Below are 15006 nucleotides of genomic sequence, written 5' to 3' on the forward strand. Positions count from 1 at the left end.
GAAGCGAGCGGGCGGCCCGGGGAAGTGGGGGCCAGGGTGGGGAGCGCAGCCGTGCGCTGCGCAGGTGCCCGGCGTGACGGGCGCGTCAGCGTTTCCGCGCACGCCGGGTCGGCTCGGCGGCGACCTGCCGGTGGTCCTGGTGTCCCTCGTCAGGTGAGGCGCGTGGCGCGGCCGGCCGCCGGATTGTCCCCGCCCCCGCGTCGGCTCTCAGGCCGTGCCGCCGTGGCATTCTCCGTACGAGCGGCCCGACCCACACCAGCAACCCGCCCCCTGCTGCGGCGGCCACGCCACCGCCCGTCCCCGCGCCGCCAGCGTCGTCGCGTATTGAGGGAGGAGGGTCGGGTCCGTCGGGGAGGAGAGCTCCGATGCGGCGAACGCCTCGTAGGACGGGACCGTGCCGGTGACGATGCCCAGGTTCGGGGTGCCGGAGGCGGACAGTTCGCGGAGGGCCGTCTCTATGGTCGCGAGATGTTCCTCGTGGGTCGGGTACTCCGATGCGAGGGCCGGGTACGCCTCCAGGAGTTCCGTGAGCTCGCCCGCCGGCCAGTGCAGGATCGCTACCGGGAAGGGGCGGGAGAGGGCCTCCCTGTACGCGCCCAGTTCTGCTCGGAGGCGGAGGATCTCCGCCTCCAGTTCCGCGGGGTTCTCCGAGCCCAGGGACCAGACCCGCTTGGGGTCGTGGAGTTCGTCCAGGGTGATCGGGAGGGAGTGAACCGTGTCCGCCAGGGCGTCCCACTCGTCGTGGGTCTTGCCGAGCATGCGGCGGACCCGGTGGCGGCCGAAGAGGAGGGGGTGCGTGGCGTAGGGGGGCTCCGCGACGTCCGTCAGGAGGCGGTGCACGGCCTCCGTGAACGTCTCGTGGGCCGCTTCCAGTTCGTCGTGGGACTCCAGGGACTCCGCGACGATCACCCAGGGGGCCGGGTCCGTGGGGGACGCCACCCGGACGCCATCGATGATCGCGCGGGCCTCGGCCTCGTGGCCGTACTCCCAGAGGTTCGAGGCCTTGAGCGCCCGTACCAGGTGGGGGTTCTCCAGGCCGTCCGGGGAGGACAGCAGGCGGTCGTAGAGCGAGGTCGCGGTGGGGCGGTCGCCGGAGAGTTCCAGGTGGGCCGCTGCCCGCAGCAGCAGGGCCTCGGCGTCCTCGGGATACAGGCCGGCGGTCCGCTCCAGGCGTGCCGCCTCGGCGGTGTGGTCGACGTTTTCGGCAGGCGTGTCGGGGCGCATGGGGGACACCGTACTGCCGGGAGGTGACGAGCGTGAGAGATGGGCAGGCCAGACCCGATATCGAGGGCGTCCAGGGGCTCGCGGGTTTCTCTCACGCTCCGCGCACCTCTAGAGCGTCACGCCGTCTATCTGGAGGGTTTGGACTGATTTTGCCGCGAATGGGACAGCTACCGACTTGCCGGACAGGCGGATGTCCGAGCGGGCCGTGTAGAGGTCGCCGCCGCCCGTCGTGACCGTGTTCCAGCGGGGGACCAGGCCGCCCGAGCCGCCCGTCACCGTCGAGAAGCGGGAGAGGTCGAAGGTGAGGGTCTGGGCCGACGTGGACGTGTTGACCGCCACGATCACCAGGCGGCGGGCCGCCGCGTCGTACGCCGCCACCGCGTAGTCCACGCCTGTGTCCAGGATCGTCATGCCGGGGCGGATGTGGCGGCTGAACTGGGCCATCACATAGTGCTTGGTCTGGACGGTGGTGGGCTGGAGGGTGTTGGCGTCGTAGGCGATCATCGCCCAGCCGCTCGACGGGTCCATGACCTGCCAGTAGCACCAGGCCGTGGGGTGCAGCCAGCGGAAGTCGAGGCAGAGGTTCGAGGCCATCGTCAGGCCCGTGCCGTCGCTGTCGCCCGTCTCGGAGTTCCACAGCTTCTTGCGGGAGGTGGTGACCACGTCCGCGTAGAGGAGGTCGCGGCGGCCGCCCGAGCCCTGGTAGCCGTGCACGTTGACTTGGGAGACCAGGCCCTTGGTGGTGGAGTTGAAGGACGACCAGGTGGAGCGGGCCGTGTCGTAGTTCGTCTCGTCCGAGGCCGCGATGCGCAGGCCCGTGAGGCCGCGCTTGTCCAACTCGCTGCGCATGTAGGGGAGTACGGCCGCCTGGACCGCCGGGTCCATGTGGCAGCCCTCCTGGGTGCCGGTCGCCGTCCACCAGGTGGAGGCCGGCTCGTTGAAGGGGTCGACCGTCGCGAAGTTCACGCCCCAGTTGTTCTTGGCGTACAGGGCGGTCGCCGCCAAGTGGCTGGCGTGCTGGCGGTAGTTCCAGGTCTGGAGGTTGTTGCCGCCGCCCGAAGCGCCCGAGGGGTTGTGGTTGCTGCACATCCACCACATCGGGGAGTTCGCGAACAGTTCGGTGATCGCGCCGCGCTGCGTGGCCTTCACCAGCATCGCGCGCTGGTTGGCGTCCGCCGTCCACTTCCACGCCGAGGACGTGGGGTCCTCGTTGTTCCAGTCCTGCCAGAAGCCCTCGATCTGCTTGAAGGCGGGGATGTTGGGGGACTTCACCATCGTCTCGCCGCCGACGCTGTTGGAGCTGCACGCGCCGAGGTTGTAGCGGGCGATGTTGAGGCCCAGGCCGGGCAGGGAGCGGCCGTTGTACGTGACGGACTTGGTGGTGAAGAACAGGTCGGCGAAGTCGTCCCGGGCGCCGAAGACGTTGGCCCACCAGGCGAGGGAGGTGCCCCAGCCCTCCCAGGTGCCGTACGTCGTCGACGGGTTGACGGCGATCGTTGCGTCCGCGTGCGCGGTGCCCGTCGCCAGGGCGCTGCCGAGGAACGTTCCGCCTGCTGCGGCCAGCAGACTTCTGCGTCGGATCACGGCTCCTCCGTAAGGGAGATGGGGGCGGGCGCCGGTCCCCGGCCCGGCGCACAGGGGTGCCCCCGTGGTTGGTGACGAGAAGCATCGGGTGTGGCGGGTGGGTTGTCGAGAGTTCTGACGAACCTTTCTCAAACCCGTGTACGAAGTAGCGGGCCCGGGTGGAAGGGTGGTCCTGTATAACGGACGACAGGCATACGCACGTACGAGGGGAGAGGCAGCCGTGAACCGGAGCTGGGCCACTCTGCGTCCCGCCCTCGCGCTGCTCTTCCTGCTCGTCGAGGTGGCGCTGCTCGACACCGGCAGCCTCACCGCCACCGTCGCGCTCGCCGCGACCGCCGCCGCCTCGTCCGCCCTCGCGCTCTGCGCCGTCATCGCCTCCCGCTGCGCGCCCACCGTGCCGCGCACGCGGGTGCGTACGGCCATCCGCGACCGGGACCGGCGTACGGCCTTCCTGCCCCAGCGCGATCCCGACGCCCGGGGGCGTACCCGGCCCCGGGCACCCGGTCACCCCCTCCGGGCGACCGTCGCGTAGGGGCGTATCCACACCAGGATGAGGGCGTAGCCACACCTGAGGTGACCCCGCGCGGGTCGTCATGCCGCCATGACCTGTTCCGGCACGACGAGACCCCCGGAGGGCTCACCCATGTCCGTCTTCGCCAACCTGGTCGAGCACCTTGCCGACCTGCTCCAGCCGCTGTTCGGCGCCTCGGCCGCCGCCGCGGCGATCGTCCTGTTCACCGCGCTCGTACGACTCCTCGTCCACCCCCTGTCCCGGGCCGCCGCGCGCGGCCAGAAGGCCCGCACCGCACTCCAGCCGAAGATCGCCGAGCTGCGGAAGAAGCACGGCAAGAACCCCGAGAAGCTCCAGAAGGCCGTGCTGGAGCTGCACGCCGAGGAGAAGGTGTCGCCGCTGGCCGGCTGCCTGCCCGGGATGCTCCAGATTCCCGCGTTCTTCCTGCTCTACCACCTGTTCTCCAGCGACACGATCGGCGGCGAGGCCAACGGGCTGCTCGGCCACCAGCTGTTCGCGGCGCCGCTCGGGGAGCGGTGGACGGACGCGCTCCAGGGCGGTGTCCTCAGCGGTGCGGGGCTTGTCTACGCCGGGCTGTTCGTGGTCGTCGGATGCGTCGCCGCGTTCAGCTACCGGCTCAGCAAGCGCATGACGGCCGCGAACCCGGCCGCCCAGGTCGGAGACGGCGAGCAGCTGCCCGGACTGGGGGCGGTGACCAGGGTGATGCCGTTCATGTCGTTCTTCACGCTGGTCACCGTGGCCGTCGTGCCGCTGGCCGCCGCGCTGTACGTCGTGACCAGCACGACGTGGAGTGTCGTCGAGCGGGCCGTGCTGTACAGGTGACAGTGCGGCCGGGGTCCAGTACGTGAACGGGGTATTGCGGAGTGCACTCTCAGCTTGGAGGATCGACCAGTCCTCCGATGGCTGCCCCGCCGCACCCGGGTCGCGCGCATCGGCCGGGCGCCCGCGATCGAGGGAGACTGATCATGAAGCTGCTGCGAGTCGGTACGGCGGGGGCGGAGCGGCCCGCGCTGCTCGACGCCGAGGGGATCCTGCGGGACCTGTCGGGTGTCGTCGCGGACATCGACGGCGCGCTGCTCGCCGACGAGGAGGCGCTCGGCCGGGTCCGGGCCGCCGCCGACGCCGGTGACTTGCCCGTCCTGGACGCCACCGGGCTGCGGGTCGGGCCGCCGCTGGCGCGGATCGGCAAGATCGTCTGCATCGGGCTGAACTACCACGACCACGCGCGCGAGACCGGCGCCGAGCCGCCCGCCGAGCCGGTCGTCTTCATGAAGGCCCCGGACACCGTGGTCGGGCCGAACGACACGGTCCTCGTGCCGCGGCGGGCCCTCAAGACCGACTGGGAGGTCGAGCTGGCCGTCGTCATCGGGCGTACGGCCCGGTACCTGGGGTCCGTGGAGGAGGGGCTGGCGCATGTCGCCGGGTACGCGGTGGCGCACGACGTGTCCGAGCGGGAGTTCCAGATCGAGCGGGGCGGGACCTGGGACAAGGGCAAGAACTGCGAGACGTTCAACCCGCTGGGTCCGTGGCTCGTGACGGCGGACGAGGTACGCGACCCGCAGGACCTGTCCCTGAGGCTCTGGGTCAACGGGGAGCTGAAACAGGACGGGACGACGGCCGAGCAGATCTTCTCGGTGGGTGAGGTCGTGCGGTACCTCAGCCAGTTCATGACGCTGTACCCGGGCGATGTGATCAACACCGGTACGCCGGCGGGCGTAGCGCTGGGAGCGCCCGAGCCGAAGCCGTTCCTGCGGAGCGGGGATGTCGTGGAGCTGGAGATCGAGGGGCTCGGGCGGCAGCGGCAGGAGTTCAAGGACGCGTAGGCGCTCCGCCGGGAAGGCCGGGGAACTGCGGTCCGTTTCCGGCTGCAGGCAGTCCGTGGCCGGTCGCGCAGTTCCCCGCGCCCCTTGGGGCGCTCACCTCACGCCAGTGCGGAAGCCAGGTCGCGCCACGCCTTCCTCGGCAGGGCGTCCCGCGGCGCACCGTCCAGGACTTGCAGGGCCACGTGGTCCGCGCCCGCCTCGAAGAACGCGTCGATCTTCGTGCGGATCGCCGCGTCGTCGCCCCAGGCGAACAGGGCGTCGACCAGACGGTCGCTGCCGCCGTCCAACAGATCGTCCTCGGTGAAGCCGTGCCGGAGGAAGTTGTTGGTGTAGTTCGGCAGGGGGAGGTAGATCTCCAGGAACTCGCGGGCGAGGGCGCGGGCGCGGTCCGGGTCCGTCTCCGGGACGACGCCCAGCTCCGGGGCGAGCAGCGGGGCCTCGCCCAGGAGCTCGCGGGCGTGCGCCGTGTGCTCCGGGGTGACCAGGTACGGGATCGAGCCCGCCGCCCGGTCGCGGGCCAGCCGGAGCGACTTCGGGCCCAGGGCGGCCAACAGGCGCCGGTCCGCCGGCACTCCGGCGGCGTCCAGGCCGTCGAGGTGCTCGACCAGCGCCGAGTAGGGGCGGGCGTACTGCTCCACCCGCTTGGCGTGGCTCACACCGAGGCCCAGCAGGAACCGGCCGGGGTGGGCCGACTCCAGCTCCCCGAAGGCCGTGGCGGCGGCGTCCGGTTCGTGCTGCCAGATGCTCTGGATGCTGGTGCCGACCGTGAGCTTCGAGGTCGCCTCGATCAGCGGGGCGGCGTTGGCGGCGGAGCTGTTGCCGCCCAGCCAGACGGCGCCGTAGCCGAGTTCCTCCAGTTCGGCGGCGGCCTCGGCGAGTTCGCCGCGCCGGTCCGGGTCCTCCGAGCGCAGGCCTACGCTCCAGATGCCGTACCGGCCGACGGTCTCCTTCAGGGGGGTGGTCATCGGTGGGGATCCCTCCGGTTGGGGCGCCGTGCTTGATCACGCGTACGCAGGTGCCAACCGGAGGGAGTCTCCGGTCATTCCGGGTGCGGGACCTGGAGGTCCTGGAACCGCTCCAGCGCCTCGACCACGAGCCGGTGGTCCTGGAGCTGCGGCAGCCCCGACACCGTCACCGCGCCGATCACGCCCACGCCCTCGACGGTGATCGGGAAGGAGCCGCCGTGGGCCGCGTAGGTGTCCGGGTCGAGGCGCGAGGACTCCTCGAAGGTGCTGCCCTTGGCGCGGAAGCGGGCGCCGACCAGGTAGGAGGCGGAGTGGTAGCGCTCGACCACCCGGCGCTTGCGGGCGATCCAGGCGTCGTTGTCCGGGGTGGAGCCGGGCAGCGCCGCGTGGAAGAGCTGCTGGCCGGCGCGGTGGATGTCGATGGCGACCGGAGCCTGCCGCTCCCGGGCCAGCTCGACCAGGAGCGAGCCGAGCGCCCAGGCGTCGTCGTACGTGAACTGGCGGAACACCAGCAGGCGTTCCTGCTTCTCCAGCTCCTCCAGGCTCGGGGTGAGCTCCGGGTGGAACTTCGGGGTGAGCCCCTGGCTGTGCGAGGGGTTGCTCTTCTGGGTCACAGGGTCACCGTCACCTTCTCGCGGGCCGAACGACGGGCGGCCTCCAGTACGTCCAGGGCGGCGGCCGCCTCCCGTGCGGTCACCGGGTTCGGGGCGCCCTCCAGCAGGGCCTTCGCCACGGCCGCATAGTAAGCGGGGTAGTCGCCGGGGAGTGTGGGTTCGGCGCGTCCGCCGCCGGTCACCGGGGACTCGCCGGAGCCCACGCGGCCCCACAGCGACTCGGGCTCCGCACCCCAGCCGGGGCCGGGGCGCAGGCCGTCCCGGAGCGCCGCCTCCTGGGGGTCGAGGCCGTACTTGACGTAACCGGCGGTCGAGCCCAGGACGCGGAAGCGGGGGCCGAGCTGGGCGGTCGTCGCGGAGACGTAGAGGTGGGAGCGGACGCCGCCGGTGTGCGTGATCGCGATGAACGTGTCGTCGTCGGTCTCGGCGCCCGGGCGGCGGATGTCCGTCTCCGCGTACACGGCGGCCGCCGGGCCGAAGAGGACCAGGGCCTGGTCGACGACATGGCTGCCGAGGTCGTAGAGCAGACCTCCGATCTCTGCGGGGTCGCCGGACTCCCGCCAGCCGCCCTTCGGCTTCGGACGCCACCGCTCGAAGCGGGACTCGAACCGCCACACGTCGCCCAACTCACCCTCGTTCAGCAGCTTGCGCAGGGTGAGGAAGTCGTTGTCCCAGCGGCGGTTCTGGAAGACGGAGAGGAGCAGTTCGCGCTCCTCGGCGAGGGCGGCGAGCTCGCGGGCCTCGGCCGCCGTGCCCGCGACGGGCTTGTCGACGACGACCGGCAGGCCGGCCTCCAGCGCGGTCCTCGCGAGCGGCACGTGCGTCTTGTTCGGGGACGCCACGACGATCAGGTCCAGCTCGGCGGCCCGGTCGAACAGCTCGTCCGGCGTGGCGGCGAGGCGGACGTCCGGGAACTCGGCACGGGCCTGTTGCTGCCGTTCCGGGTTCGAGGTGACCACCGTGTCGAGGGTGAGGCCCTCCGTGGCGGCGATCAGCGGGGCGTGGAAGACGGAGCCGGCGAGGCCGTAGCCGACGAGGCCGACGCGGAGGGGCGAGCCGGGGGCTGTGCCGAGGGGTGTGCCAGTCATGCCACCCACTTTCGCAACGCTGTTGCCAAAGTGCAAGCGCCGGGGACAATGGGGGGTGTGAAGAGGGCGGACGACCGTACGGGCGGAGTGGGCGGCATGCGCGGGACGGGAGGCGCGGGGGCGGCCGGCACGGCCGGGGTCGGGGCCGGGTCGGGAGTCGGCGCCGGGGGTGGCGGGGTCAATCTGCTCGCCCTGCGCAGCCACAACGCCGCGCTGGTGCTCGACCTGCTGCGGACGGCCGGGGACGAGGGCATCAGCCGCCTCGAACTCGCCGAGCGGACCGGCCTCACCCCGCAGGCCGTCAGCAAGATCACGGCACGGCTGCGGGAGGACGGCCTCGTGGCGGAGGCCGGCCGCCGGGCGTCCACCGGGGGCAAGCCGCGCACGGTGCTGCGGCTGGTGCCGGAGGCCGGGCACGCGGTCGGGGTCCATCTGGACCGGGACGAGGTGCGGGTCGTGCTCGTGGATCTGCGGGGGACCGTGGTGGGGGAGCGCCGGGCCGCGCTGGATCTGGGGGCGGGGGCGGAGGCCGTACTGGGAGCGGTGGGGGAGACGGTGGCGGGGGTGCTGCCGGGTGGGTTCGCGGGGGGCTTTGGGCTTGGGCTTGGGCTTGAAGGGGACGTGCGGCCGGGGGCGGCCGGGTTGGACGCGGACTCGCTGCCGGGGCCGGCCGGGTTTGGAGGGGTCCCGTTGCCGGGGTCGCCCGGGCTTGACGGCGGCTCCCGGCCGGGAGCCGCCGGGTTTGACGGAGGCTCGCTGCCGGGGCCGGCCGGGCTCGATCCATCCCTGCTCGGGGTCGGCGTCGCGTTGCCCGGGCCGCTCGATCATGTCCGGGGTGTGCTGCACCGGGTGACCGGATTCCCCGGGTGGGACGGCTTCCCGCTGCGGGAGGCGCTGGCCGGGCGGCTCGGCGTGCCGGTCGTGGTCGACAAGGACACCAACGCGGCGGCGCTGGGCCTGGCCGCCGGGGGCGAGGGGGGCTCCTTCGCGTACCTGCACCTCGGCACGGGACTGGGGGCCGGGTTGGTCATCGGCGGCAGCGTGCACCGCGGGGCCAGGACCGGGGCCGGGGAGTTCGGCCACCAGGTCATCCAGCTCGACGGCCCGCCCTGCACCTGCGGGGACCGGGGGTGCGTCGAGGCCCTGTGCCTCGGTGCCGTGGCGCGCGGAGATCTGGACGAGGCGGCGCGAGTGCTGGGAGCCGGAGCGGCGAACCTCGTCGGGCTGCTCGACATCGACGTCGTCCTGCTCGGCGGCCGTACGGTGGCGGCGGCGCCGGAGGCCTTCGTGGGCGGGGTCGGTGCGGTGCTGGAGGCCCGGGCCCGGCGAACGGGCCAGGACGCGGTGCCGGTGCGCGTCGCGCCCGGCGGGGACGGGGCCGTGGCGGTGGGGGCGGCGCAGTTGGTGCTGGGGCCGGTGTTCGGGCATGGGGGTGGGTGAGGTGCGGGGTGGTGGGGCGGATCGGGAGGTGTTGGGGGTGATGGCTGCGTCGGGGCGGGGCGGGGCGGTAGGGGCCGCTCGGCTCGTGCTCGGGGCGGCGGATTGCCCGGTGGCTTCGTTCCGCTGCTGGTGACCTACGCGGTCCTCACCGCGGTCGGTGCCGTCCTCGCGGGATGGGCCCACACCCGCGCGAAGACCCTGGGGCGCCGCTGAGGCCTGGGCCGCCGCCGGGCTCTGCCCGCCGTCCGGGTTCCGTCCGGCGCCGGGCCCTTTCCGCCGCCAGGCCCTGTCCGCCGATCGGGCCCCGTCCGGCGCCTAGCCTCGTCCGCCGACCAGGACCTGCCCGCCCACCGGGCCCTGCCCGGCGCCAGGCCCTGTCCGCCGATCGGGCCCCGTCCGACGCCAAGCCTCGTCAGCCGACCGGGACCTGCCCGCCCACCGGGCCCCGTCCGCCGCCAGGCCCTGTCCGCCGATCGGGCCCCGTCCGACGCCAAGCCTCGTTCGCCCACCGGGGCCTGCCCGCCCACCGGGACCTGCCCGCCCACCGGGCCCTGCCCGGCGCCAGGCCCCGTCCGACGCCAAGCCTCGTCCGCCGACCGGGACCTGCCCGCCCACCGGACCCTGCCCGCCCACCGGGCCCTGCCCGGCGCCAGGCCCCGTCCGACGCCAAGCCTCGTCCGCCGACCGGGACCTGCCCGCCCACCGGACCCTGCCCGCCCACCAGGCCCCGTCCGCCGCCAAACCCTGTCCGTCGACAGGGCCCTGTCCGCCGACCGGGCGGATCCGCGCCGCCGTTCGGGGCCCGTTCGCGTCAAAGTCGTCTCGCGAACCCCGCCGCTCGGAATGTCACATCATCATGCGAATCTGCACGCCCGCTCATCTCTGCCTGGCGGCGGCAGCGGCGGCCGCCGCCCTGCTCCCCGGTGCTCACCCGGCGCACGCGGACGCCCCCGCGCCCTCCTGTGCCGCGCCCGACGACCACACCTTCCCGCTCACCACCCGCATCCACGGCGGGCCGGACACCTACACGGCCGGGGGCGGGTTCGGGACCTGGTACGTCGACCTGACCAACACCACCGACCGGACCTGCACCGGGATCCACCCCGTGGTCGTGCTCATCGACGACAAGCGGGCCCTGGACCCCTCCCAGCCGCGCCTCGAGTTCTTCGAGGGCGAGCGGGCCCACCCCGTGCGGTTCGAGAAGACCGGCGAGGACGAACTCGTCGGGGCGTTCGCCGACGAGGAGGACCGGTTCGCCGGGTTCACCGTCGAGCCGGGCGGAACCGTCACCGTGAAGGTGCGGCTCACGCTCACCTCGGGCGCCGTGCCCAACGGCGTCACGGCCAACGCCGCGGTGGTGCAGCGGCACGACGACGACGGTGACTGGGTCGGGCAGTCGAACGACTACCGGTTCGGGATCGACGACGGTGAGGCGGGGACCGACACCGGCACGGACACGGACACCGACACCGGCACCGACACCGACACGGGGACGGAACCCCGCCCCGACTCCAGCGCCTCCGTCCCGCCCCGCGAGGACCGGTTCCCCTTCGCGGAGGAACTGGCCCGCACCGGAACCGGCACCCAGGTCGCCGCGGCGGCCGCGGCCCTGCTGCTCACCGGCGGGGTGCTGCTCGTCGCACGCCGCCGTCGCTGAGCAGGACGTCCCGCCAGTCGGGACGCCGCACACGGGCCATTCCGCAAGATCCCGCCACTGTCTAGGCTGGGTCGTACGCAGGACCGCGTACGGCAGGAGATCCCGCACATGGCAGACCGCAAGCCCATCGAGTCGTGGCTCACCGACATGGACGGTGTGCTCATCCACGAGGGCGTGCCGATCCCCGGCGCCGACGCCTTCCTGAAGAAGCTGCGCGAGTCCGGGAAGCCCTTCCTGGTCCTCACCAACAACTCGATGTACACCCCGCGCGACCTGCACGCCCGGCTGCGCCGCATGGGCCTGGAGGTGCCGATCGAGTCCATCTGGACCTCGGCCCTGGCCACCGCCCAGTTCCTGGACGACCAGCGGCCGGGCGGCTCGGCGTACGTCATCGGCGAGGCCGGGCTGACCACCGCGCTGCACGACATCGGCTACATCCTGACCGACCACGAGCCGGACTACGTCGTCCTCGGCGAGACCCGTACGTACTCCTTCACGGCCATGACGAAGGCGGTGCGGCTCATCCTCGGCGGCGCCCGGTTCATCTGCACCAACCCCGACGAGACGGGCCCCTCCACCGAGGGCCCGCTGCCCGCGACCGGCGCGGTGGCCGCGCTGATCACCCAGGCGACCGGCAAGAAGCCGTACTTCGCGGGCAAGCCGAACCCGCTGATGATGCGGACCGGGCTGAACGCCATCGGGGCGCACTCCGAGACCAGCGCGATGATCGGCGACCGCATGGACACCGACGTGCTGGCCGGCATGGAGGCCGGGATGCAGACGTTCCTGGTGCTCACCGGCCTGACCCGGCCCGAACAGGTCGAGGACTTCCCGTACCGGCCGTCACAGGTCGTGGACTCGATCGCGGACCTCGTCGACCGGGTCTGAACCCCGGGCGGCGGACCGCGTCGAACCGGTCCGAACCCCGGGCGGCGGCAGGCGAGGGCCCGAACCCGCCGTCGTCCCCCGCCGCCGAACCCACCGTCGTCCCCCGCCGCCGAACCCGCCACCAAACCCGTCGTCACCCGTCCGGAGCAGCCGCCGCTTCCCTGAGGATGCGGCGACCCACTGCGCGGGGGAGGCTCCAGGCATCTGGAGGTTCACGATGGGTTCCCTGAGAGTCACTGTCTGCACCGGAGTCCTGGCTGCCGTCGCCCTCGCCCCGGCGGCGTACGCGGCGGACGCGGGGAGCGTCTCGGTGACCCCGGCCGTCCCCGCCCCCGGCAGTGACATCACACTCCGCGTCACCGGCTGCGCGCAGCGGACGGCCGTCGCCGCCTCGGCGGCGTTCGTCGCTGACGCCCGGCTCACCGTCACCGGCGCACGCGAACTCACCGGCGAGAGCCGCGTCCGCTCCACGGCCGAGGCGGGTTCGTACGCCGTGCGGGTCACCTGCGGTGCCACGCGACAGACCGGCACCCTCACCGTCCGGGACGGCAAGGCGCGAGAGCCCGAGTCCGCGCAGCCGTCCGCGCAGGAGGCCGAACCGCCCGCGCGCGAGGCCGCACCGCTCCCGGTTCCCGGGGCCGGTGGTCAGCCACCCGCCCCTGGGATGGGCGGGCACCTGCCCGCACCGGGCGCCGCCCCCGGGATGGGCGGGCAGGTGCCCGCACCCGGCGCCGCCGGCGCAAGCGGCCGACTGCCCGCACCCGACGGTGGCGGCCAGCCGTCCGCTCCCGGTGTCGACGGGGAGCCGTCCGCTCCCGGCGTAGACGACGACGCCCCCCTCTCGCACCGGCCCAGCGCCCCGGCTTCACCCGTCGCCCCGGTCCAGGCGGGCGGTGGCGGTGCCGCCGAGCTCGTCGCCGCCGAGGAGCGCGGCGCCGGTCCCGGTACGGCGCAGGGGGTGACCGGGCTGGTGCTCGCCGGCGTGGCCGCGGTGGTCGTCGCGCTGCGCGGTCTCCGCCGGGGCCGCGGAACGGACTGACGATGCACGATCACGATCACGTACAGAGGCGCTTCTCGGGCACCGGCAGGCTGCTGACCGGCATGGCCTGGGTCGTGCTGCTGCTCGGGCTGTGGCTGTGGGGCCGCGAGGTCACCGAGATGCGGCACGGCATCTCGGCCCCCGCCACGGGCGACATGGCGGCGGCCGGACGGCCCCCCGACATCAAGCTGCCGCCCGAGCACCGACCGCTGGGCGACGCGCTGCCGCAGCGCGTCGACATCCCCGGGCTCGGCGTCCAGGCCCCGGTGGTGGCACGCGGCCTCGACGCACGCGGGGCGCCCGATCCACCGCCGTACGACCAGCCGGACGTGGTCGGCTGGTACTCCGGCGGGGTCGCGCCCGGGGCACCCGGCACCGCGCTGATGGTCGGTCACGTCGACACCGACACCCGGCCCGCCGTGTTCTACAAGGTCAGTGCCATGCGGCCCGGCCAGACGATCCGGGTGATCCGGGCCGACGCCAAGGTCGCCGAGTTCACCGTCGAGTCCGTCCAGGTCCTCACCCGCGACCGCTTCGACGCCCACCAGGCGTACGGCCCCCGCGAGTCGGGGCGGGCCGAACTGCGGCTGGTCACCTGCGGCGGCAGCTTCGACCGCACGACCCGCGGCTACACGGCGAACGTGGTCGTCTCGGCGTACCTGACGGGAACCGGCCTCTGAGGTCCGAGGGCGGTGCGGCCCGGCGCCGCCACCCAACCCGGTCGACGACCCGCTCCCCCTGAGGCCGCCGACCGGGCCGGTCCTCCACCGCGCGCACGGGCTGCGGGAGTAGCCCGGCGAGCTGCGCGGGAGGCCACGGAGTCACGGTGGGTGAATCTCTGGCCGGAGGCCGGGCATGTGCTGAGAAGACTCCAGGACCGAAGGGCCACCCCGGCCCAGACGTTGGATAACACCAAGTCCCGATACGGTGGCGCTGCGTCATCCACGCAGGTGGGGTTCGCCTCGTGGGTGTCGCGGGACGTATGTCAGGATTGAGACTTGTAACGCTGCACCCAAGGGGGAGTTGGATGTACGGCAGCAGGGGGGCGGGGGTGTTCGCCGGGAGGCGGATGTCCGCAGCGGTGCTGGGGGCGGCACTGCTGGTGACGGGGTGTTCCTCCTCCGACGGAGGAGACGGATCGGACAAGGGCGCCGACGCGGGCGCCGGGATCACCCAACAGCCCAAGGAAAAGGCCCCGTTCTGGGTCAATCCGGACGGAACTGCGGCGCGGCAGGTCGCCGCCCTGGAGAAGTCCGGCAAGAAGCAGGACGCCGAGCAGATCCGCAAGATCGCCGAGCAGCCGGTCGCCGAGTGGGTCGGCCCGGACAATCCGCAGGAGCAGACGCAGGGCTTCACCGAGGCAGCCGACAAGGCCGGCCGTACGGCCCTGCTCGTCCTCTACAACATCCCGCACCGCGACTGCGGCCAGTACTCGCAGGGCGGCGCCGCCGACGGCAACGCCTACCGAGAGTGGCTCGACGGCGTCGCCGCGGGCATCGGCGACCGGGCCGCCACGATCGTCCTGGAGCCGGACGCCCTGCTGCACCTGGTCGACGGCTGCACCCCGGAGCAGTTCCACGAGGAGCGTTACGACCTCCTCAAGGGCGCCGTCACCAAGCTGAAGTCCCTGAAGAACACGAAGGTCTACCTGGACGCGGGCAACGCCGGCTGGCAGCACCCCGACCAGATCTTCGAGTCCCTGAACCGCGCGGGCATCGCGCAGGCCGACGGCTTCTCGGTGAACGTCTCCAACTTCTACTCCACCAAGGACTCCATCGCCTACGGCAAGCAGCTCTCCACCAAGGTGGGCGGCAAGCACTTCGTCATCGACACCAGCCGCAACGGCGAAGGCCCCTACGGCGCCGGCAACCCCGACGAGCGCTGGTGCAATCCGCCGGGCCGCTCCCTGGGCGAGACCCCGACGACGAAGACGGCGGACCCGCTGGTCGACGCCTATCTGTGGGTGAAGCGTCCGGGCGAGTCGGACGGCGAGTGCAAGGGCGGGCCGAAGGCGGGCCAGTGGTGGGCGGACTACGCTCTGAAGCTGGCGAAGGCCACCGGCTGACGGACCGGCCCGCAGAAGCCGACCGGCGCATACGAAAGGGGCGCTCTCCTCGCGGAGAGCGCCCCTTGCCGTCTTCTTCCACGCCTG

The 15006-nt window shown here is 73.1% G+C and carries 14 protein-coding genes; 9 read left to right on the forward strand and 5 right to left on the reverse strand.

Annotated elements, in window-relative coordinates:
- Window positions 1-207 precede the first annotated feature (207 nt).
- Complete coding sequence (locus tag IE153_RS05715) at window positions 208-1224, reverse strand: SEC-C domain-containing protein (RefSeq protein ID WP_189588673.1); 1017 nt, start codon at window positions 1222-1224, stop codon at window positions 208-210.
- Window positions 1225-1332: 108 nt separating this feature from the next.
- A complete protein-coding gene (locus IE153_RS05720) occupies window positions 1333-2808 on the reverse strand; it encodes a glycoside hydrolase (protein WP_189588674.1) in 1476 nt (491 codons plus the stop codon).
- A gap of 220 nt (window positions 2809-3028) precedes the next feature.
- Between IE153_RS05720 and IE153_RS05725 the strand changes: the two genes are divergently transcribed.
- The 3 genes from IE153_RS05725 (at window position 3029) to IE153_RS05735 (ending at window position 5163) form a co-directional block, all read left to right on the forward strand.
- Entirely contained in the window at window positions 3029-3340 is a 312-nt protein-coding gene (locus IE153_RS05725; RefSeq protein ID WP_189588675.1) for a DUF6412 domain-containing protein, read from the forward strand.
- Between the two features lie 111 nt (window positions 3341-3451).
- Window positions 3452-4162: a YidC/Oxa1 family membrane protein insertase gene (locus tag IE153_RS05730; protein WP_189588676.1), complete on the forward strand. Its 711-nt coding sequence runs from the start codon at window positions 3452-3454 to the stop codon at window positions 4160-4162.
- A 143-nt stretch (window positions 4163-4305) separates the two neighbouring features.
- Window positions 4306-5163 (forward strand): fumarylacetoacetate hydrolase family protein, encoded by an 858-nt coding sequence (locus tag IE153_RS05735; protein ID WP_189588677.1) that lies wholly within the window; start codon window positions 4306-4308, stop codon window positions 5161-5163.
- A 98-nt stretch (window positions 5164-5261) separates the two neighbouring features.
- On the opposite strand, the gene IE153_RS05740 is transcribed toward IE153_RS05735, so the two are convergent.
- The 3 genes from IE153_RS05740 to IE153_RS05750 all read right to left on the reverse strand — a co-directional run bounded on the left by IE153_RS05740 (window position 5262) and on the right by IE153_RS05750 (window position 7830).
- Complete coding sequence (locus IE153_RS05740) at window positions 5262-6128, reverse strand: LLM class F420-dependent oxidoreductase (protein ID WP_189588678.1); 867 nt, start codon at window positions 6126-6128, stop codon at window positions 5262-5264.
- Window positions 6129-6202: 74 nt separating this feature from the next.
- On the reverse strand, window positions 6203-6742 hold the full coding sequence (locus IE153_RS05745) for a heme-degrading domain-containing protein (RefSeq protein ID WP_189588679.1): 540 nt from the start codon (window positions 6740-6742) through the stop codon (window positions 6203-6205).
- Window positions 6739-7830 (reverse strand): Gfo/Idh/MocA family oxidoreductase, encoded by a 1092-nt coding sequence (locus IE153_RS05750; protein WP_189588680.1) that lies wholly within the window; start codon window positions 7828-7830, stop codon window positions 6739-6741. Before IE153_RS05750 ends, IE153_RS05745 begins: the two co-directional genes overlap by 4 nt.
- A 96-nt stretch (window positions 7831-7926) precedes the next feature.
- On the opposite strand from IE153_RS05750, the gene IE153_RS05755 reads away from it, so the two are divergent.
- The 6 genes from IE153_RS05755 (at window position 7927) to IE153_RS05780 (ending at window position 14919) form a co-directional block, all read left to right on the forward strand.
- Window positions 7927-9270 carry an ROK family transcriptional regulator gene (locus IE153_RS05755; RefSeq protein WP_189589240.1) on the forward strand — a complete coding sequence of 448 codons (1344 nt, stop codon included), beginning with the start codon at window positions 7927-7929 and terminating at the stop codon, window positions 9268-9270.
- 856 nt (window positions 9271-10126) lie between these two features.
- Window positions 10127-10927, forward strand: a complete 801-nt coding sequence (locus IE153_RS05760; protein ID WP_189588681.1) for an LPXTG cell wall anchor domain-containing protein — start codon at window positions 10127-10129, stop codon at window positions 10925-10927.
- 108 nt (window positions 10928-11035) lie between these two features.
- Complete coding sequence (locus tag IE153_RS05765; protein ID WP_031111693.1) at window positions 11036-11815, forward strand: HAD-IIA family hydrolase; 780 nt, start codon at window positions 11036-11038, stop codon at window positions 11813-11815.
- A gap of 217 nt (window positions 11816-12032) precedes the next feature.
- Window positions 12033-12854, forward strand: coding sequence for a hypothetical protein (locus IE153_RS05770; protein ID WP_189588682.1), 822 nt, complete (start codon window positions 12033-12035; stop codon window positions 12852-12854).
- A gap of 2 nt (window positions 12855-12856) precedes the next feature.
- Complete coding sequence (locus tag IE153_RS05775) at window positions 12857-13534, forward strand: class F sortase (RefSeq protein WP_189588683.1); 678 nt, start codon at window positions 12857-12859, stop codon at window positions 13532-13534.
- A gap of 347 nt (window positions 13535-13881) precedes the next feature.
- Window positions 13882-14919, forward strand: a complete 1038-nt coding sequence (locus IE153_RS05780) for a glycoside hydrolase family 6 protein (protein ID WP_189588684.1) — start codon at window positions 13882-13884, stop codon at window positions 14917-14919.
- Window positions 14920-15006 lie beyond the last annotated feature (87 nt).

Source organism: Streptomyces massasporeus (assembly GCF_014648995.1).
GTDB classification, from domain to species: domain Bacteria; phylum Actinomycetota; class Actinomycetes; order Streptomycetales; family Streptomycetaceae; genus Streptomyces; species Streptomyces massasporeus.